The organism is Streptomyces sp. NPDC014864 (assembly GCF_043081525.1).
In the GTDB taxonomy this organism is placed as follows: domain Bacteria; phylum Actinomycetota; class Actinomycetes; order Streptomycetales; family Streptomycetaceae; genus Streptomyces.
The window spans coordinates 1-19799 of the sequence record NZ_JBIBWT010000009.1; the positions used below are offsets into that span (position 1 = coordinate 1).

Annotated in this window: 16 protein-coding genes; 4 read left to right on the plus strand and 12 right to left on the minus strand. The window is 73.2% G+C overall.

Annotated features, from left to right (window positions below):
- Window positions 1-388: 388 nt before the first annotated feature.
- Complete coding sequence (locus ACF1A5_RS18020) at window positions 389-1393, minus strand: stage II sporulation protein M (RefSeq protein ID WP_392193825.1); 1005 nt, start codon at window positions 1391-1393, stop codon at window positions 389-391.
- Window positions 1394-1523: 130 nt separating this feature from the next.
- Here ACF1A5_RS18020 and ACF1A5_RS18025 point away from each other — a divergent pair, with 130 nt between their 5' ends.
- Window positions 1524-2552 (plus strand): RDD family protein, encoded by a 1029-nt coding sequence (locus ACF1A5_RS18025; RefSeq protein WP_392193826.1) that lies wholly within the window; start codon window positions 1524-1526, stop codon window positions 2550-2552.
- Between the two features lie 7 nt (window positions 2553-2559).
- Here the strand turns inward: ACF1A5_RS18025 and ACF1A5_RS18030 are convergent, their stop codons facing one another.
- Both ACF1A5_RS18030 and ahcY read right to left on the minus strand, forming a co-directional pair.
- On the minus strand, window positions 2560-3177 hold the full coding sequence (locus tag ACF1A5_RS18030) for a hypothetical protein (protein WP_392193827.1): 618 nt from the start codon (window positions 3175-3177) through the stop codon (window positions 2560-2562).
- 168 nt (window positions 3178-3345) lie between these two features.
- Complete coding sequence (ahcY, locus tag ACF1A5_RS18035; protein ID WP_392193828.1) at window positions 3346-4803, minus strand: adenosylhomocysteinase; 1458 nt, start codon at window positions 4801-4803, stop codon at window positions 3346-3348.
- 405 nt (window positions 4804-5208) lie between these two features.
- On the opposite strand from ahcY, the gene lepB reads away from it, so the two are divergent.
- Window positions 5209-5880: a signal peptidase I gene (gene lepB / locus ACF1A5_RS18040; RefSeq protein ID WP_392193829.1), complete on the plus strand. Its 672-nt coding sequence runs from the start codon at window positions 5209-5211 to the stop codon at window positions 5878-5880.
- A gap of 70 nt (window positions 5881-5950) precedes the next feature.
- Here the strand turns inward: lepB and ACF1A5_RS18045 are convergent, their stop codons facing one another.
- The 6 genes from ACF1A5_RS18045 to ACF1A5_RS18070 form a co-directional block, all read right to left on the minus strand.
- Complete coding sequence (locus tag ACF1A5_RS18045; protein ID WP_392193830.1) at window positions 5951-6931, minus strand: cation diffusion facilitator family transporter; 981 nt, start codon at window positions 6929-6931, stop codon at window positions 5951-5953.
- A 169-nt stretch (window positions 6932-7100) separates the two neighbouring features.
- The gene (gene manA / locus ACF1A5_RS18050) at window positions 7101-8252 is read right to left on the minus strand and encodes a mannose-6-phosphate isomerase, class I (RefSeq protein WP_392193831.1); all 1152 of its coding nucleotides are present in this window, start codon (window positions 8250-8252) and stop codon (window positions 7101-7103) included.
- Between the two features lie 137 nt (window positions 8253-8389).
- Complete coding sequence (locus tag ACF1A5_RS18055; RefSeq protein ID WP_392193832.1) at window positions 8390-9517, minus strand: SIS domain-containing protein; 1128 nt, start codon at window positions 9515-9517, stop codon at window positions 8390-8392.
- A gap of 27 nt (window positions 9518-9544) precedes the next feature.
- Window positions 9545-9715 carry a Trm112 family protein gene (locus ACF1A5_RS18060; RefSeq protein WP_392193833.1) on the minus strand — a complete coding sequence of 57 codons (171 nt, stop codon included), beginning with the start codon at window positions 9713-9715 and terminating at the stop codon, window positions 9545-9547.
- A 223-nt stretch (window positions 9716-9938) separates the two neighbouring features.
- Window positions 9939-11303 carry a phosphomannomutase/phosphoglucomutase gene (locus ACF1A5_RS18065; RefSeq protein ID WP_392193834.1) on the minus strand — a complete coding sequence of 455 codons (1365 nt, stop codon included), beginning with the start codon at window positions 11301-11303 and terminating at the stop codon, window positions 9939-9941.
- Window positions 11304-11523: 220 nt separating this feature from the next.
- On the minus strand, window positions 11524-11946 hold the full coding sequence (locus tag ACF1A5_RS18070) for a DUF3499 domain-containing protein (RefSeq protein ID WP_356188521.1): 423 nt from the start codon (window positions 11944-11946) through the stop codon (window positions 11524-11526).
- 305 nt (window positions 11947-12251) lie between these two features.
- Here ACF1A5_RS18070 and ACF1A5_RS18075 point away from each other — a divergent pair, with 305 nt between their 5' ends.
- Entirely contained in the window at window positions 12252-12701 is a 450-nt protein-coding gene (locus ACF1A5_RS18075) for a metallopeptidase family protein (protein ID WP_392193835.1), read from the plus strand.
- Between the two features lie 68 nt (window positions 12702-12769).
- On the opposite strand, the gene ACF1A5_RS18080 is transcribed toward ACF1A5_RS18075, so the two are convergent.
- The 3 genes from ACF1A5_RS18080 to ACF1A5_RS18090 form a co-directional block, all read right to left on the minus strand.
- Window positions 12770-14305 carry a DUF5719 family protein gene (locus ACF1A5_RS18080; RefSeq protein ID WP_392193836.1) on the minus strand — a complete coding sequence of 512 codons (1536 nt, stop codon included), beginning with the start codon at window positions 14303-14305 and terminating at the stop codon, window positions 12770-12772.
- Window positions 14302-18096 carry a glycosyltransferase gene (locus ACF1A5_RS18085; RefSeq protein ID WP_392193837.1) on the minus strand — a complete coding sequence of 1265 codons (3795 nt, stop codon included), beginning with the start codon at window positions 18094-18096 and terminating at the stop codon, window positions 14302-14304. Before ACF1A5_RS18085 ends, ACF1A5_RS18080 begins: the two co-directional genes overlap by 4 nt.
- 206 nt (window positions 18097-18302) lie before the next feature.
- On the minus strand, window positions 18303-18566 hold the full coding sequence (locus ACF1A5_RS18090) for a WhiB family transcriptional regulator (RefSeq protein ID WP_003975777.1): 264 nt from the start codon (window positions 18564-18566) through the stop codon (window positions 18303-18305).
- A 727-nt stretch (window positions 18567-19293) separates the two neighbouring features.
- Between ACF1A5_RS18090 and ACF1A5_RS18095 the strand changes: the two genes are divergently transcribed.
- Window positions 19294-19794: a cysteine dioxygenase gene (locus tag ACF1A5_RS18095; protein ID WP_392193838.1), complete on the plus strand. Its 501-nt coding sequence runs from the start codon at window positions 19294-19296 to the stop codon at window positions 19792-19794.
- Window positions 19795-19799: the final 5 nt, after the last annotated feature.

Sequence of the window (19799 nt, forward strand, 5' to 3'; positions counted from 1 at the left end):
TCTCAAGGAACGGACGCTTCCTTTGTACTCACCCTCTCGGGCTTTCCTCCGGGCGCTTCCCTTCGGTCTTGCGTTTCCGACTCTATCAGATCTTTCCGACCCGATTTCCTCGGCGCTTTCCAGGTTCCCGCTTCCGCGTTTCCCTTTCCGGCGGTTCCGACTTTATCAGAAGTTTCGCGCCGGCTTGACCGGCCATCGTTTCCGATTTATCGGGAGGTGCTTCTCGGGAATTTTCGTTTCCGGAAGCCGTATAGATACTCACTGGTTGCCCATCTGGACTCAAGCCCAGCTCCAGGCAACTGTTCGAATCTACCTCCCCATCCGGTCCGTGTCAACGGCTCCGGCGGGGCGAAGAGGAGAGTAGCAGCTCAGGAGGTGTGCACGCACATCAGGCGGCCGTCGGCACCGTGGCGCTGCGTTCCGCCGCCTCCACGTCACCCGTTTCGCCGCCCCGGGCCGCGCGGCCGCCGAGGACATAGACGTACGCGAGGAACAGCAGCTCCGCGGCGACGCCGATGCCTATGCGGGCCCAGGTGGGCAGGCCGGACGGGGTGACGAAGCCCTCGATCGCGCCGGACACGAAGAGGACCAGCGCGAGGCCGATCGCCATTCCCACCGCGGCCCTGCCCTCCTCGGCCAGCGCCGTACGGCGGGGGCGTGGGCCCGGGTCGACGAGGGTCCAGCCGAGGCGCAGTCCCGTACCTGCGGCGACGAAGACGGCGGTGAGTTCGAGCAGGCCGTGCGGAAGGATCAGGCCCACGAAGGTGTCGAGCCGGCCGGCCGAGGACATCAGCCCGATACCGACCGCGAGGTTCAGCATGTTCTCGAAGAGGATCCACAGCACCGGGAGCAGGAAGACGCCCAGCACCAGGCACATGGCGGCCGCCTGGGCGTTGTTCGTCCACACCTGTGCGGCGAAGGCGGCCGCGGGGTGGCTGGAGTAGTAGGTCTCGTACTCACCGCCGGGGCGGGTCAGGTTGCGCAGCTCTCCGGGGGCGCCGATGGTGCTCTGCACCTCGGGGTGCGCGGCGATCCACCATCCCAGGAGGACGGCCACGACGGTGGACACCAGGGCGGTGGGGACCCACCAGTGGCGTGCCCGGTAGACGGCGGCCGGGAATCCGTACAGCAGGAAGCGGGTCACGTCGCGCCAGGAGGCGCGGCGCGTTCCCGTCACGGCGCTGCGCGCGCGGGCCACGAGCTGGCTGAGCCGTCCGGTCAGCTGCGGGTCCGGTGCGCTGGACTGGATCAGGGAGAGGTTGGTGGCCGCGCGCTGGTACAGGGCGACGAGCTCGTCGGCCTCCGCGCCGGTGAGGCGGCGCCGGCGGCGGAGCAGGGCGTCGAGGCGGTCCCACTCGGCTCGGTGGGCGGAGACGAAGACGTCCAGGTCCATCGTGTCTGCCTGCTCCTCGGCTGGTTGGTCTACTGCTCGTCGGAAGTGTCAGCTTGTCTTACTGGGACGCGCACGGCCTCAGCTTGGCAGACTGACCGTCTTCGAGGTGGGTCAGGGGAAGGACGCAGGCGTGAGTGAGCTGGTGACGGGCGAGGCGGTGGCGCTGGAGTTGCGCCCTGCGAGGCTGCCCAGCAGGGCGCTGGCCGTGTTGCTCGATCTCGCGGTGGCCATGGCGGTCTACATAGCGGTGACCGTGGCTCTGGTGGCCGCGACGGCTTCGCTGGACGAGGCGGCGCAGATAGCGGTGTCCATCGCGACCTTCCTGCTCGTACTGGTGGGCGGGCCGATCGCGGTGGAGACGCTCAGCCACGGGCGGTCGCTGGGGAAGACGGCGTGCGGGCTGCGCGTCGTGCGGGACGACGGCGGTCCGATCCGGTTCCGGCACGCCCTGGTGCGGGGTGCGATCGGCGTGGTGGAGATCCTGATGACGTTCGGGGTCATCGCCTGCATCGCCTCGCTCGTGTCGGCCCGGGGGCGCCGGCTCGGCGACGTGTTCGCGGGCACGCTGGTCGTACGGGAACGGGTGCCGACCGGGCATGCGGCTTCCGTGCCTCCGCCGCCGCCCTGGCTGGCCGGGCGCTTCTCGGGCCTCGACCTCTCGGCGGTTCCGGACGGGCTGTGGCTTGCGGTCCGGCAGTACCTGACGCGGATGCAGCAGCTGGATCCGCAGGTCGGCTGGAGCATGGCGCAGCGGCTCACCGCCGATGTCGCGGCCCGGACCGGGACTCCGGCGCCGCCCGAGGTTCCCCCGGCCATGTATCTGGCGGCGGTGCTGCAGGAGCGGCAGGCCCGCGAGGCGCGGCGCGTGTTCGGGCCCGGCGCGGCCGCGGGAGGGGCCGCCGGTGGGAGTGGCGCGGCGGGCGTGGGCGACGGTGCGGCGGTCGGTGCCGCTCCCGGCGTGGGCGGCTTCGCCCCGCCCTCGGCGGGTGGTCGCCCGGAGGAGGGCGTGAGCGGTGCTTCCGGGGCGGGTGCACCCGGCGTGGCGCCTGTCGTTCCGTCCCCGGTTCCGCCCGTCGTGCCGCGGGACGCGCAGCAGGAGGCGCAGCAGGACGCGCCGTCGGCGGAGCGTCCGGCCACCGGGTTCGCACCGCCGGCCTAGAACCTTGTCAGGGGCCGAAGGCGGACGGCGGTGACTGGAGGTCCTCCAGTTCGACGCCAGGGGCGGCCAGCACCACGTCGCCGGCGAGGTGCACGGTGTGCCGTTCGCCGGTGTCCAAGTCTGTGACCTGGTATTCGTCCACGGTCAGGGGGCCGTTGTCAGTGGCGTGTGCTTCGCTTTTCACCAGCGCCCACGACTGGTCCACGGTGCGGGGGGCGAGGACCGGGTCGGTGAGGGCGACGAGGCGTACGCGGGTCGCGGGAGCGGAGGGGGTGAGGCGCAGAAGACGGGCGGTGGCGACGAGGAAGGCGGGGGACGTGCCGGTGAAGGCGTGGGCGCGCACATTGCCTTCGGTGGCATGGGTTCCGGTGGGGTCGGTGCGGACCCAGGTGACGCCGTCGAGTGCGGCGCCACGTACCTGCCAGTTCCCCGCGTGCAGTTCCAGCCGGAGAGGGCGGCCGAGTTCGTCGAGGGCGAGGTCGACGGAGCCGTGGTGGTCGCCGGCGGGGGTGGTGATCCGGGAGACGTAGCGCCAGCCGGAGGGGCCGGGGGCGCACTGGAAGTGCTCTTCGTAGAGGGGGGTGTGATCGTGCGGATCGTGGAGCGAATAGCGGCCGCGGGGCATGGGGGTCCTGGGTCGTGACGGGCGGGTCGGGTCGCCGCCGCGGGTCGGTCGGGTCGGTGTGAAGGCCGGGTCGGCGGGCGCGACGGTGGGTCCGGCCAAAGGGGCAGGCCCCCGGCACGGGGGTGCGGGGGCCTGCCTCGGGGGGCCAGGGTGAGACGCGGGTGCGGCTCAGTAGCGGTAGTGGTCCGACTTGTACGGGCCGTCGACCTCCACGCCGATGTACGAGGCCTGCTCGGGGCGGAGCTTGGTCAGCTTCACGCCGAGCGCGTCCAGGTGGAGGCGGGCCACCTTCTCGTCGAGGTGCTTGGGCAGCGTGTACACGCCGGTCGGGTACTCGTCGGGCTTGGTGAACAGCTCGATCTGGGCCAGGGTCTGGTCCGCGAAGGAGTTGGACATCACGAACGACGGGTGGCCGGTGGCGTTGCCCAGGTTCAGCAGGCGGCCCTCGGACAGGACGATGATCACCTTGCCGTCGGGGAAGGTCCAGGTGTGGACCTGCGGCTTGACCTCGTCCTTGACGATGCCGGGGATCTTGGCGAGGCCGGCCATGTCGATCTCGTTGTCGAAGTGGCCGATGTTGCCCACGATGGCCTGGTGCTTCATCTTGGCCATGTCCGAGGCCATGATGATGTCCTTGTTGCCGGTCGTGGTGATGAAGATGTCGGCCTTGTCGACGACCTCGTCGAGGGTCGTGACCTGGTAGCCGTCCATGGCCGCCTGCAGCGCGCAGATCGGGTCGATCTCGGTGACGATCACGCGGGCGCCCTGGCCGCGCAGGGACTCCGCGCAGCCCTTGCCCACGTCGCCGTAGCCGCAGACGACGGCGGTCTTGCCGCCGATGAGGACGTCGGTGGCGCGGTTGATGCCGTCGATCAGGGAGTGGCGGCAGCCGTACTTGTTGTCGAACTTCGACTTGGTGACGGCGTCGTTGACGTTGATCGCCGGGAAGAGGAGGACGCCGTCGCGCTGCATCTCGTACAGGCGGTGGACTCCGGTGGTGGTCTCCTCGGTGACACCGCGGATCTCGGAGGACAGCTGGGTCCACTTCTGCGGGTTCTCGCCCAGGGTGCGGGTCAGCAGCTCGAGGATGACGCGGTGCTCGTCGGACTCGGCGGTGTCGACGGAGGGGACCTTGCCGTCCTTCTCGTACTCGACGCCCTTGTGGACGAGGAGGGTGGCGTCACCGCCGTCGTCCAGGATCATGTTCGGGCCACCGGTGGGGGTGTCCGGCCAGGTCAGGGCCTGCTCGGTGCACCACCAGTACTCCTCCAGGGTCTCGCCCTTCCAGGCGAAGACCGGGATGCCCTGCGGGTTCTCGGGCGTGCCGTTCGGGCCGACGGCGATGGCGGCGGCCGCGTGGTCCTGGGTGGAGAAGATGTTGCAGGAGGCCCAGCGGACCTGCGCGCCCAGGGACACCAGGGTCTCGATGAGGACGGCGGTCTGCACGGTCATGTGCAGGGAGCCGGTGATCCGGGCGCCGCGCAGCGGCTGCCGCTCGGCGTACTCCTTGCGGATCGCCATCAGGCCCGGCATCTCGTGCTCGGCGAGGGTGATCTCCTTGCGGCCGAACTCGGCCAGGGACAGGTCGGCGACCTTGAAGTCCTGTCGGTTGTCGACAGTCGTCATTACGGGCTGCTCCTCGGGTTGGGGCGAGAGGTACGGCTGACCTGCGCGGCGGCGGACATAGGGGTGCCCGAAGAGGACACAGGCATGCCCGCGTGCGCGCAGCGCAGTCCGTCGGAGGCCCTCTCTCCCTCGGCCGGTCCGCCATGGGACCGCCCGACCGCCATCAGCAGCGACGTCTGGCTCCGTCCCAAGCTACACCGCGACCCCCGGCAGTCCCCAGTCCGTCTCCGGACAGATCGGGCCGGTAACGGGACCCGGCGGGGGCGGGCGCGAGGCGGGAAGGGAGGGCCGGGATGGACCCGGGGCGGCCCGGAAGGGGGTCTGGCCTGCGCTGGTCCCGCGGGGGCGGGGGCGGGCCGCCGCTAGCCTGTGCCCGCGGATGTGCCGCATGGGGAGGGAGTGGTCATGGAGAAGGCGCGCAGGCTCCGGGTGGCGGCGTGGGTGGTGGGGCCTCTGGGGGTGCTGCTCCTGATCGGGTCCCTGGTGTGGTTGCGGACGGGTTACCTGCTGTCGGAGGTGCGCGGCGACAGCATGTCGCCCACGTACGGCGTCGGTGACCGGCTCGTCCTCGAGCGGATCGACGGCGCCGAGGTGCGGCGGGGCGACGTGGTGCTGTACACGGCGCCGGAGCGCTACCAGTCCGCGCCCGTGGTGCAGCGGGTGATCGGCGTGGGCGGTGACCGTGTCGTGTGCTGCTCGGGCCTGGGGACGGCCCAGGAGCGGATCCTCGTCAACGGCAGGGCGCTCGACGAGCCGTACGCGCGGGACGGCGTCGGGGACGGGACGCACCGGCCGTACGACGTGCGGGTGCCCGAGGGACGGGTCTTCCTGCTCGGCGACCATCGGTCGAACGCGCGGGACTCCCGTGCCTTCCCCGACGACCACGGCGGGACGGTGCCGCTCGGGGCGGTTCAGGGCCGCGTGACCGATCAGCGCATGGTGCCGGGGCTGCTCGGCGTGGTCGCGTTCCTCGGGCTGGTCCTCGCCGTGGTGGGGCTGGCGCTGGCGGTGGCGGCCCGGGCCGCGCGGCGGCGGCCCGCGGCGCTGACGTCGGCGCTGTGGCCCGGGCACCTGTGACACCGGCGGCGTGAACGGGCGACGGGGCCCGCCGAGGATTTGGCGGGCCCCGTCGCGGGGTGCGGTCGGATCAGTGCCCGGCGGGGCTCTGTGCCGGGCCGCCGGGGGTGGCCTCGCGGTCCGGGCCCTTCGCGGCCTCGGTCTCGCTGTAGACGTCCGGCTCGAGGTAGATCACGCGGGCTATGGGGACGGCGGCGCGGATGCGGGCCTCGGCGGCGTCGATGGCGGTGGCGATCTCGGCGGCCGTGTCGTCGTGCCGCACCGCGATCTTGGCGGCGACCAGCAGTTCCTCGGGGCCGAGGTGGAGGGTGCGCATGTGGATGATGCGGGTGACCGTGTCGCCGTCGACGATGGCCTTCTCGATCTGCCGGACGACGTCGGCCCCGGCGGCCTCGCCGAGCAGCAGGGACTTCGTCTCGGCGGCCAGCACGAGGGCGATGAGGACCAGCAGGACACCGATGCAGACGGTACCGATGCCGTCCCAGAGGCCGTCGCCGGTGACCAGGGCCAGCCCGACGCCGCCGAGGGCGAGGACGAGACCGATCAGCGCGCCGAAGTCCTCCAGCAGGACCACCGGCAGCTCGGGCGCCTTGGCGCGGCGGATGAACTGCGCCCAGGAGAGCTTGCCGCGCAGCTCGTTGGACTCCTTGATGGCCGTGCGGAAGGAGAAGCCCTCGGCGATGATCGCGAAGAGGAGGACGCCCACCGGCCAGTACCAGTGCTCCAGCGCGTGCGGGTGCTGGATTTTCTCGTAGCCCTCGTAGATGGCGAACATGCCGCCGACGGAGAAGAGCACGATGGAGACGAGGAAGGCGTAGATGTAGCGCTCGCGGCCGTAGCCGAAGGGGTGCTGCGGGGTCGCCTCGCGCTGGGCGCGCCTGCCGCCGATCAGCAGCAGGAACTGGTTGCCGGAGTCGGCGAGCGAGTGGACGCCCTCGGCGAGCATCGACGAGGAGCCGCTGAAGGCGAAGGCCACGAACTTCGATGCCGCGATCGCGAGATTGGCGCCGAGTGCCGCCACGATCGCTTTGGTGCCGCCTGACGCGCTCATGTGTTCGCGTTGTCCCTTCGCCGTCGTCCCTAGGCCCGCAACCGGGCGTGTCCCGGGCGCCGCCCGCCGGTGGCGGGTGCGCCCCGGGGGGCTTTGCCCGTCCTTTGCCGGAGGGCCATTGTTGCAGCCCGGCGTGAGTGGAGTACCCCAGGCCACCGGCCCCGTTGCCTCAGACGACGACCGTGGCCCGGAAGAGCGTGCCGACGCCGGACACTTCGGCCTTTTCGCCCGCCGGTACGAACACGGAGCGGCCCGGGGTGAGCTCGTACTCGCCCGCGCGCACGCGGCCGGCCGTGCAGAGCAGGATCTGCGGGGTGCCGGCGGACAGGTGGCGGACTTCGCCGCCCTCGGGCAGCACGTACCGGGACAGGCGGAACTCGTCGATGGGGGTGTCGTAGACCTCCTCGCCGTCCGCGGTGGCCTCGGGGCGCAGGACGCCGGGGTCCCCGGACGCGAAGCGGACGATGCGCAGCAGTTCGGGGACGTCGACGTGCTTGGGGGTCAGGCCGCAGCGCAGGACGTTGTCGGAGTTGGCCATGATCTCGACGCCGAGGCCGCTCAGGTAGGCGTGCGGGATGCCCGCGCCGAGGTACAGGGCCTCCCCCGGCTGGAGCCGGACGTGGTGGAGCAGCATCGCCGCGAGGACGCCGGGGTCGCCGGGGTGGTGGCGGGCGATGTCGGCGTAGGGGCCGTACGCGCCGCCGAGGCGGGCGCAGGCGTCCGCGGCCTCGGTGACCGTGCCGGCGATCTCCTCGCGGTCGGCGGTGAGGAGGGCGGTGAGCACCTCGCGCAGCGCCGCGTCCTCGGGGTGGGCGCGCAGCAGGTCGACGTAGGGCTTGAGGGAGGCGACGCCGAGCCCTTCGAGCAGGTCGGCGGCGCGTCGCGGGTCGCGGAAGCCGCACAGGCCGTCGAACTCGGTGAGGGCGCAGATCAGCTCGGGCTTGTGGTTGGCGTCCTTGTAGTTGCGGTGCGGGGCGTCGATGGGGACGCCGCGCCGCTCCTCGTCCGCGTAGCCGTCCTGGGCCTGCTTCAGGTCGGGGTGCACCTGGAGGGAGAGCGGGGCCCCGGCGGCGAGGATCTTGAGCAGGAAGGGCAGGCGCGGGCCGAATTTCGCGACGGCCGCGGCGCCCAGTTCCCGCTCCGGGTCGGCCTCGACGACCTCGACGAGCGTGCCCCGCCCGGTGCGCGAGGGGGCGCCCGGGTGGGCGCCCATCCACATCTCCGCCTGCGGCTCGCCGCTCGGCTCGACGCCGAGCAACCGCGGGATGGCGGTGGTGGAACCCCAGGCGTAGGGGCGGACGGTGTTGTCGAGGCGGTCCATGCGTTTCTTCCTGCCGGCTTCTCTTCGCGCCTTGCGGCGCGTCCTGTGGCGCGTCACTCGGTGGACGACGCGGAGCCGCCGTGGGTACGGCGGCCGGACACCCCCTCGTACGGTCTCGGGGGGCGTCGACGTCCAGATCAGGCCCTCGAGGCGAGCGCGAGGTAAACGGCGGCGAAATCCGTGACAGCGATCAGTTCCGCGAGGGTCTCGATCTCGCCGCCGGACTCCGGTTCGAGCTCGCTGATCGGCGTGTCGTGGGCGAGGGCCAGTTCACGGGCGCTGGGCGCGGCGGTGAGACCGCCGATCGGACGGTCGCGGAGCAGGACCACGCGCGCGTGCAGGGCGGGCGCCTCCTCCACGCGGTCGCGGAAGAAGTCGTCCGGGTCGGCGCTGGCGGCCAGCGGACCGGCGAGCAGGGCGCCGTGCTGGGCGAGCGCCTCGGGGAGTTCCGCGACGACCGCCGGGATGCCGGACAGTTCGGCGAGCGCGGCGGCGAAACGACGGCCCGCGGCGCCTGCCGAGGTGCCCTCGGTCCAGATCAGGGGCAGCGCGTCGGTGAGTTCGGCGGCGAGTGTCTTGGCGGGGTTGCTGTAGGCGGCGATGGCGGGGCCGCAGCGCTCGGCGATGTGGTCCAGCCGGTCGGCGACCCGCTCCAGGGCGTCGGGCGGGGCGCCGAGCAGACCGATGCGGTCCAGGAGCGCGAGCAGCGGGGTGAGCAGCGCCCACAGCACGCCGGGCGACGAGGCGGGGAAGGGCTCGTCCTGGTCGTAGGGGGCCGTGGCCATCGGTACGAACAGGCCGTGGGCGCCCGCGACGGCCTCGGCGAGCGGGGTGTGGGTGGGGGCGACGGCGGCGACCGCGCAGCCGCGGCGGTACGCCTGCTCGGCGAGCAGGGACAGGCTCGGCTCGGTGCCGTCCGGGGTGGCGATCAGCAGCAGGTCGACGGAGCCGGCCCAGCCGGGAAGTTCCCAGCGCAGGGCGCCCGCGGCCGGGGCGACGCCGGTGGGGGCCAGCCGGGTCACGGGGCTGCCCGCGCCGGCCAGTGTGCCGAGGAGGTCGGCGGCCTGGGTGGCGGCGGCGCCCGGGCCGGCGATGAGCACCGCCCGGGGACGGCCGTCGGGCTTCAGGTCCTTGACGCCTGCCTCGGCCGCGTGCCGGGCGGCGGTCCGGACCCGGGCGCCCGCCTCGGCGGCGCCGCGGAGCAGTCCGCGGCGGTCGGCCGCGGCGAGTTGGTCCGGGTTGTCGAGCAGCGATTCGTCGAGCATGGGCGGCAGCCTCCGATCGCCGGGTCGTTACGCGGGGCGGCGGGCCTCGTCGACGAGCAGGACGGGGATGCCGTCGCGGACCGGGTAGGCCAGGCCGCAGTCCCGTCCGGTGCAGATCAGCTCGGCGTCCTGCTCCTTGAGAGGGGCGTGGCAGGCCGGGCAGGCGAGGATCTCCAGGAGGCCGGCTTCGAGCGGCATGGGGGTTCCCTTCGGGGGCGGCGTGCGGTGTGGGTGGTACGGGACGTGCCTGGTCAGGGTACCGCCGGTGCGAGGGGGTCGGGCCGGGGGCGGGGTGCCGGGCGTGGGGCGGCGGCGGCCGCGTCCCGCGGGGTGGCGGACGCCACCTGCGAGGTCGCTGCCGCCCGCTGCCGTGACGCCCGGGTGCGGCTCCGCCCCGGACCCTGGGCGGCGGTCCGAGGTTTCAGGCCCGGATGATCGCCAAGGCCTCGTCGCGCACCTTGGCCATGGTGGGTTCGTCGCGGGCCTCCGCGTTCAGGCGGAGCAGGGGCTCGGTGTTGGAGGGGCGGACGTTGAACCACCAGTCGGCGGCCGTGACCGTGAGGCCGTCGAGGTCGTCGAGGGTGACGTCCGGGCGGCCCTCGTAGGCCGTCCTGATCGCGGTGAGGCGGGCCGCCTGGTCGTCGACGGTGGAGTTGATCTCGCCGGAGCCGACGTAGCGGTCGTACTGCGCGACCAGCGCCGACAGGGGGCCGTCCTGGCCGCCCAGGGCCGCGAGGACGTGCAGCGCGGCCAGCATGCCGGTGTCGGCGTTCCAGAAGTCCTTGAAGTAGTAGTGCGCGGAGTGCTCACCGCCGAAGATCGCGCCCGTCCGCGCCATCTCGGCCTTGATGAAGGAGTGGCCGACGCGGGTGCGCACCGGCGTGCCGCCGTTCTCCCGCACGACCTCCGGGACCGACCAGGAGGTGATCAGATTGTGGATGATCATGCCCTGGCCGCCGTGCCGGGCCAGCTCGCGCGCCGCGACGAGCGCGGTGACCGCGGACGGGGGGACCGGCTCGCCGTGCTGGTCGACCACGAAGCAGCGGTCGGCGTCGCCGTCGAAGGCGAGGCCGAGGTCGGCGCCCTCCTCGCGGACCCGCCGCCGCAGGTCCACGAGGTTGGCCGGGTCGAGTGGGTTGGCCTCGTGGTTCGGGAAGGTGCCGTCCAGCTCGAAGTACATCGGCACCAGGTCGACGGGCAGGCCGGCGAGGACCGTCGGGACGGTGTGCCCGCCCATGCCGTTGCCCGCGTCGACGACGACCTTCAGGGGGCGGATGGAGCTCACGTCGACCAGGGAGCGCAGGTGTGCCGCGTACTCGTCCAGCGTGTCGCGCTGCGTGACCGTTCCCGGCCGGGCGACCGGTTCCGGGGCGCCGGACTCGCGCCACCGCTCGACCAGTTCGCGGATCTCGGCCAGCCCCGTGTCCTGGCCGACCGGCGCGGCGCCCGCCCGGCACATCTTGATGCCGTTGTACCGGGCCGGGTTGTGCGAGGCCGTGAACATCGCGCCCGGCAGGTTCAGCGCGCCCGAGGCGAAGTACAGCTGGTCCGTCGAGCACAGGCCGATCTCGACGACGTCGACGCCCCGCCGCGCCGCGCCGCGCGCGAAGGCACGGGACAGGCCGGGCGACGAGGGCCGCATGTCGTGCCCGGTCACGAGCGCGCTCGCGCCGGTCACCTCCGCGAAGGCCGCCCCGAAGAGTTCGGCCAGCGACTCGTCCCACTGGTCCGGGACCACTCCGCGTACGTCGTACGCCTTCACGATCTGCGACAGATCAGCAGTCACGGCCAACCCTTCTTGATGGTCCAATCGGTCCCCACAAACTACCCGGACCGGCCGGTGGGACCCCCTGGGGCGGGCCGGCCGCCGGCACGCCGTCGCGACGGGGACGGGTGGAACGCGGAACTCCGGTGCGGGGCAGGGGACTCCGGCGCGAGGCACGGGACTACGGCACGGGGACGGCGCAGGACGGTGACGACCGGTCGCGGGCGGGCGGCGAACCGATTCAGTTGTCCGGCGAGCGGAGCACACGCAGATGGCCGCGGCGCGCGACCTCCATCGGGTCGGCCGTGCGGGGTCCGCCGCCGGCCTCGGCCGCGCGCTGCTGGGGCCGGGCCGCCTCGCGCACCGCGTTGGCGAGCGCTTCGAGGTCGTCGCCGCTGGGGCGGGCGGGGGCCGAGCCGTCGAGGAGCCGGACGACCTCCCAGCCGCGCGGGGCGGTGAGGCGCTCGGAGTGCTCGGCGCACAGGTCGTAGCAGTGGGGTTCGGCGTAGGTGGCGAGCGGGCCGAGGACCGCGGTCGAGTCGGCGTAGACGTACGTCAGCGTCGCGACGGCGGGTCGGCCGCAGGCGGTGCGCGAACAGCGACGTACAGGGCTCACGACGTTGGACGGTACCGCACTCTTGAGCGGGCCGCGACGACTCTCCACCAGGTCACTCCCCCGTGTCGTAGTGTGAAACGCCCCACACACCCCTTCTGCCCCACCTTGCTGACCTGCGCGGACGACCGGCGGCGGAATCCCGGTCGACTCCGGGCGCGGTTACAGGTCGGCACAAACAACGTCAAAACCCTTGCGCTCGTCGCGCTCGGAGAGATACGGAATCGAGCCCAACCTTGGCCGGAATGGGCATCCGGCGACATCCGGAATCATGGGGTGAAGCGGGGCGGCGCGGTGTCCGGGATGCCGCGCGGAGCGGGCCGGGCGGACCTTGCGGGGACTACGCTTCACCAGTGATGGACAACCGTGTACCGCCCCGAGCCGCCGGCCCCGGGCCCCGTCGTCGTGATCGCCACGGCCGGGGCATGCGCGGCCCCATCGCGCCGCCGCAGGTGCCGCTCGCCGCGAGTCGCGCCGAGGTGTTCGCGGATCTGGTGCAGGACTCCGTGGAGCGTCTGGAGCGGCGGTGGCCCCAGCTCGCCGACATCGATTTCCTGGTGCTGGAGGTACCGCGGCTGGACGGGCCGGGGCGGGTCTGGAGCGACGAGGCGGTGCCCCTCGGGGGGGCGGTCGCGGCGCAGGACGGGCGCCGGGCGCGGGTGGTCGTGTACCGGCGGCCGGTGGAGATCCGCACCAAGGGACGGGACGAGCGGGCGGCGCTGGTGCACGAGATCGTGGTGGAGCAGGTGGCCGATCTGCTGGGCCTGACTCCGGAGACGGTGGATCCCCGGTACGGGGAGGACTGAGCGAACGGACGCGGCGCCGCCCTCCCGCCGGGGAGGACGGCGCCGCTCGTCTGCCACCGCCGGGCCGCCTACCTCTGCAGCACCGACAGGTCCTGGTCCGCCTCCGGCACCGACACCATGCCCCGGTCGTCCGGGAGCGTCTGGATGGTGAAGCCCGGGACGCCCTCGTGCTCCGACGCGAGGGTCCGGGCGGCGTAGAGGGGGCCGCCGGAGACACGCTCCACCGTCAGGGCGTACGTGCCCTTCAGACCGGCCGGCACCGGCGGGGCGACGTCCTGCGTCGTGCCCGCCTTCACCGTGTACGTCTTGGAGGTCGCGGTGCCGCCCTCGCTGCCCGCCGACGCGGTGACCTTCACCTGGGCGGTGCCGGTGGGCGCCGTCAGCGAAAGGGAGGACCCCTTGCCGCTGTTGTCGGCCGAGGTCGCCCGCGTGGCGACGGGGCTCGTCGCCGGAATGAACGCCGTCTCCTGCCGGCCGCTCTTGCCGCGCACCACCCGCAGGGCCGCTATCACGGGCACCGACGGGGACGAGGAGGTCAGCACCAGCGAACCCGCCTCACCGCGCGTGACGTCGCCCAGGTCGACCGCGGTCGTCATACCGCCCTTGACGTGCACCGTCTCGTGCCCGGCGGGGGTGATCAGCCCGGACGGCGACGCCAGCCGCACCTTCAGGTCGGCGTCCGCGTCGCCGGGCGTGAAGGCGATCAGTTTCACGGCGGTGGCGTCCTTGGGGATGCCGGGCAGCACCAGGCTGTCGGCCGGGTCCGCGGACGCCGCCAGCCAGTCCCCGCCGAGCTGGTCGTCGAGCGCCTGTACGGCCGCCCCGACCCGCCCGCTGCGCACCCTGACGTGCACGGTCAAGTCGTCCTGCGGTGTGTCGGCGAGGGTGGACAGCAGGACCGGCTCGGTGGCGTGCGGCTGCACCGTGATGCCGTCGGCGACCGTGGACTTCAGTGCGCCGTCCTTGCCGTAGAGGTCGATGTCCACGACTGCGGCGGAGTCGTCCGGGTTCGTCAGGTGGAGGTAGTCGGACCGGGCCGGCGCCGTACTGGCGCCGGGGAACCAGAACTCCGTGTCGGGCGCGGTGCAGTTGACCCCCAGGAGTCCGCGCCCGGTGCCCGCCGCGACCTCGGTGGTCTCCTGCAGGGTCCAGCCGGGGGCGAACCTGCCCTCGGCGGTGCCGACCAGCGCGGGCGCGTCCGCGCCGGAGACGTCCCCGGTGACCGGCGTGCCGGGGGCCTTGGGCTGGAGAACCGGCTTGCCGGCCGTCTTCGCGCCGGCGCCGCCCTTGTTCTCGCCCTTGCCCGTCTCCGCGCCCGGGGAGCTGCCGGTGCCGGTGTCCGACGCCTCGGCGGCGGACCGGAGTTCGGCCTTGCCCGATCCGTCCGTGCCCCGGGTGACCGGCGTGAAGGACGTGTAGGAGGTGTCGGCGATGTCGGAGGTGCTCGGGGTGGGGCAGACCAGGGTGGTGCGCTCCACGGGCAGCTGGACGGCGGCCTTGGCGGCGCCGGCCCCGGAGGCGTCCGGAGTGGTCAGCGCGGCGAAGCCGGTGACGGCGGCGAGCGCGGTCGCCCCAGCGATCAGGGACAGGGTCGTGCGGTTCACTGCTGGCTCCCGTCGGGGCGCTCACTGCCGATGCCGTGCGGGCCGTGCGGGTGGGACCGCGCCGGGTCGTACGGCTCCTCGTAGGACTCGTCGTAGGGCTCGCCGTAGCCCTGCTGGTGGGCCTGGTCGTACGGCGCCGCCGGTGACTGACCGCCGTAGGCGTACGGGTCGTACTGGCCGCCCTCGTACTGTCCGGCCTGGTACGGCGCGTCGGGCCCGCCGCCGCTCTGGTACTGGCCGCTCTGGTACGCCGGGTCGTAGGCGCCCTGGGCGTAGTGCCGGGCGTCCTGGTACTGCTCGCCGCCGTAGGTGCCGTAGTCGCCCTGCGGGTAGCCGGTGGTGTCCCAGTCGCCGTACTGCGCCTGGTGCGGCACGGCGGCGGGGGCCTCCTCCTCGGCGGGCGGCCCGCCCGGGCCGCCGGGTTCGTCCTGGTGCGCGAGGCCCTCCTGGGCACTCTGCTCGGCCTCCGCCTCCGCCTGGGCGCGCAGACGGCGGGCCCGGCGGCCCTCGCCCTCGGCGGCCTGGGCGGGAAGCGGCTCCTCGGGCAGGTCGTCGTCGACGTCGCGGCGCCGGCCCGGCAGGGCGAGCACGACCAGGACGACGGCCAGGGCGCCCTGCGCCCACAGCCAGGCGGTGTGCCCGGCCGGGTCGTCGTAGGTGACGTCCAGCCTGCCGCCGGTGGCGGGGAGCTGGAAGCCCTGCGCCCAGCCGTCGACCGTGGTCCGGGCGAGGGGCCTGCCGTCCAGGGTGGCCGTCCAGCCCGCGTCGGCGGAGTCGGCCAGGCGCAGCACACGGGCCGCCGAACCGGCCGGGATCGTCGTGTGGATCTCGACGGGACCGGCGGCGACGGCCTGGGCGGGGCCGGTGCCGGAGGCGGGCACGAGGGCGGCCCGCGAGACCTCCTGGTCCACCCGCCACAGGGCGCTGCCGTCCTGCTGGCTGAGCCGGGCCAGGCCGGGCGTGGCGTCCAGGACCCGGCTGACCTCGCGGGGCGCGCCCTTGTGCACGAGGACGTAGCGCACCGCGAAGCCGCCGAGCTGGCCCGCCTGGTCGGCGCCGGAACCGGCGACGAGGTTGGCGACGACCTTGTCGAGTCTGCTGTTCGCGCCGCCCGCCGCGGACAGTTCGGCGTCGCCCATGCGGGCGCCGGAGCCGCGTACGAGCGTGTAGCCGACGTGGGCCGGGGAGTCGCTGTCGAGGACCAGGGTGCGGGCCTGGTCCCGGGTGTTGGCCTCCTCCGCGACGAACGCGGGCACCTGCACCGGGTCACGCCGCTCCAGCGGGCCGTCGGCGCCGCGGATGATCCAGCCGGCGGCGGCGAGCAGGGGGCCCGCGACCGCCGCGAAGACGATCAGCGCGGCGACCGGCTGGCGCCAGCCGAAGCTCTGCTCGGCCACGCGCGCTCGGGCCCCGTCGGCGCCGAGCACGGCGGCGGCCAGCAGGGCGAGGCCGTAGACGAGGGTCGCGGGACCGGCCCATGCGGAGTGGTTGGACAGGACGGCGAGGACCAGCCCCACCAGTGCCACCACCCAGGCCGCGCGGATCCCCGACTGCCGCTCGGAGCGCAGCAGGGCGGCCAGCGCGGCCAGGACGATGCCGATGAGCATCAGCCCGTCCACGGTGCCGGGGCCGCCCGGACTCGCGCCGAGCAGGTCGAGGGCGGAGGCGGCCGAGGCGCCGTACTCCAGGCCGGCCTCCTTGAAGAAGCCGAAGGGGAGCAGCGACAGCGACCAGGGCGCGAGGACCAGCAGCGGAGTGCCCAACTGGGCGAGGAACCGCAGTCCGTAGGCCATGATCTCGCCGCGGCGCACGGCGAGCACGGCGACGCCGAGGACGAGCGCGGCGGGCCAGACGATCGGCGTGAACGCGGTGGTGAGGGTCAGCAGCAGCGCGTACGCCCAGGTTGCGCGCCAACCGCCGCGCGCGCCGGAGGCGTTGGCCAGGCCGCTCGCCGCGACGCCCGCGCGGGCGAGGAGCGGCAGCAGCACGGCGAGGACGGCGGTGCCGATGTGCCCGCCGGCGAGCGCGCCGGTGGCCGCGGGCAGGAAGGCGTACACGACGGCCGCCCAGGCACGCAGCAGCCGGGACTCGACGAGCGGGCGCGAGGCGAAGTACGCGGTGAACCCGGCCAGCGGCACCGAGGCGACCAGCAGGACGGTGACCGCGAGGCCCGTGGAGCCGAACAGCACGGAGGCCAGCATCGCGACCAGGGCGAGGTACGGCGGTGCGGGCGGGGTGCCGCCCGTGGCCACCGGGTGCCAGGCGTCGAGGTAGCGCGACCACAGCTCGGCGGAGTCGGCGGGGGCGGGCAGCAGGGCGCCGCCCGCGAGCGCGCCACCGCCGAGCAGGCCCCGGCAGGCGGCCAGGGACACCAGCAGCAGCACCAGGAAGAGCACCGGTCCCGGCTTGCGGCCGATGCGCCTGAGGCGGGCGAACTGCTCGATCTCCAGGAAGTCGACGTCGTCGCCGCCGGGTCCGGACTCGACCGCGCCGCCGTGCCGGCCCGCCGAGGACACCTCGGGGTCGGAGCGGCCGACGAGATTGCCCGCGACCTGTTCGACGGTGGCGCGGATGGTCGCGCCGGGCGGCGGGAACAGAGCCCGCAGCTCGCCCTTGTCCACCTGCGGACGGCCTCTCCTGCGCCGCCCGGCGATGATCCGCTCGGGCCGCAGCAGGGTGCCCATGAGGCCGCGGATCTCGTCGACGGCCTGTCCGGGGACCTTGCCGACGAGGTAGGCGAGGGTCCGCAGCAGGGTGCCGAAGACCAGGCGCAGCAGGACCCACGGCAGCGCCGCGGTGCGGGTGTTGACGAGCAGGGTGTAGACGGCACCCGCCTTGTCCACCTTGTGCGGGGAGGCGGCGGTGCGGCCCACGCAGTCGACGGTGCGGCGCTCGCGGGAGGACGCCTCCGCGTGCCGTACGACTGCCTCGGGGGCGATGAGGACGCGGTGGCCGGCGGCGTTGGCGCGCCAGCACAGGTCGACGTCGTCGCGCATCAGGGGCAGCCTGCGGTCGAACCCGCCCAGCTCCTCGTAGATGTCACGCCGGATCAGCATCCCGGCGGTGGACACCGACAGCACGGGACCCACGTGGTCGTGCTGGCCCTGGTCCTGTTCGCGCCGGTCCAGGCCGGTCCAGCGGCGACCGGAGTGCGCGATGGTGACGCCGACCTCCAGCAGCTGCCTGCGGTCGTACCAGCCGCGGAGTTTGGGGCCGACGACCGCGACGTCGTCACGGCCGAGTTCGTACTCGTTGTCGACGACGCGCAACAGCTGGGCGAGGGCGTCGGGTTCGGGCGCGCAGTCGTCGTGCAGCAGCCAGAGCCACTGCACCGGCTCCCCGTGGGGCAGGTCGGGCAGGTCGTAGGCGTCGTCGCGCCAGCTGCGGGTGACGGGGTCCCAGCCGCTGGGGCGCTTCAGGTACGGCAGGTCGTCCGGGGTGAGCACCGGGGCGGTGCGGTTGGCCTCGGCGACGGCCTGGCCGAAGCCTGTGCGCCGGGCGAGGTGCAGCACGCGGTCGTCACCGAGGGCGTCGGTGACCAACTGGGCGGAGGTGTCCGCACTGCCGGTGTCGGCGGCCATGACGTACTGCACGGGACGCTCCTGGCCGAGCAGGCCGGCGAGGGCGTCGGGCAGCCAGCGGGCCCCGTCGTGCGTCACGAGCACGGCGGTCACCACGTGCCGCGGGAACTCGGGCGGGCGGGTCGGGTCGAACTCCGACGCGCGCGCCGGTTCGGGCGGCGGTGCGGCAGCGGCGTCGTAGTGGGCTGCCGTATGGCTGGGCACGGACATCGAGATACGGCCCCGGTTCGGTGTGGACTGTGATGGACGCCTGTGCCCCGTGGGGGCAGCGGGGCGTCTCGGACGAGCGACCACACTATCGGCTGGCCAGCACAGCGGCCCGTCGCCTGTGGATAACCCACCGGCGACGGGCCGTTCGTGACGTCATGGGGAAGACGATGTGCGGTTTTCCGGGAGCTCCGGCGCCGAGGTGGGGGTCAGACGGCGGCCTTCTTCAGCCGGCGTCGCTCGCGCTCGGACAGACCGCCCCAGATGCCGAACCGCTCGTCGTTGGCGAGGGCGTACTCGAGGCACTCGGAGCGGACCTCGCAGGCGAGGCAGACCTTCTTGGCCTCCCGGGTGGAGCCGCCCTTCTCGGGAAAGAAGGACTCGGGGTCGGTCTGGGCGCACAGCGCGCGCTCCTGCCAGCCGAGTTCCTCGTCCGCGTCGTCGACCAGCAGTTGCTGCACCAGTTCGGTCATGTGCGCCCCTCGTCTGTCTTTCGCGTCCCCGTGATGTGGCCGTTACCGATCCCGGCTGAACGACACGAGTGAAATTACAAGTGTGCTGCTCCGGGCGAGTCAAGCTGAGATCTGCTATTGGGCCTCTTATTCACTCTGCGGAACCAAGGCCATGCGGAAAGTGTTCAAATCGGCATAAACCTCGACAGGCAGACGAGGCCCGAAGGTCGCCCGACCCCCGGCGCGACCCACGAGGGGCCCGCATCGGGGAGGACGCCCGGGACTTCGATCTCGTTCCGACACGCGCACCGAGACGCACCGGATCACAGTCGGATCACAGGAGCGCAACGGGGCCGGCGTGCCCGGCATGTGCGCCATGTGTCCCGCACTCCGGGTGAGCAAACCTTTCACCTGAGAGATGAACCGGATGAGGTGAAACATGTCCCACATTCCGGGCGTCGAGTTGACAGTCGGGGTGTGAGCCGCTGTCCTTGTGGGCATGCTCGCGAACTCGGCACTCACCACGACCCGCACCGCCGGGTCCCTCGGTGCTGCCCCCGTGCGCCGTAGCTGTTGTCGCTGTTCCAGCTGTTGAGCCCAACGCGCTCCGGCTGTCCTTGAGTCCATCCCGACTCGGCTGCTGTCCCCTTCCCGCCCCTGATCCAGGGCCACCCTCCCGCTCGTGACCCGGGCGGACGGTACGCGAGACCCCAGCCCCCACCCTTCCGCCGAGGACCCACCGCATCCCATGAACAGCGACAACGACCTCCAGATCGCCGGCGACATCCTCGAAGTCCGGCACCTCCTTCAGCCGCCGCGCGAGCACCCGTCCACCGTCGCCGAGTTCGTCGGCCTGGCCCGCTCCGTCGCCGCCGACCGCTCCCAGTGGGAGCACCTCGTCCGGTACGACGCCACGACGCGCTGGTACCACCGGCTGCGCACCGGCCCCGGCTACGAGGTGTGGCTGCTGTCCTGGGTGCCGGGGCAGGGCAGCGGGCCGCACGACCACGGCCGCTCCTCCGGTGTGCTGACCGTCCTGGAGGGCACGCTGACCGAGCGCACCGATCGCGGCACGCGCGTGCTGGAGGCGGGCGCCCAGCGGGTGTTCGCGCCGGGGTACGTCCACGAGGTCGTCAACGACACGCTGGAGCCGGCGGTCAGCCTGCACGTCTACTACCCGGGCCTGACCGAGATGCCGATGCACACGGCCACGGCCCCGCACTGCGACGCGCGTCCGGTGTCTGCCTGACGCGT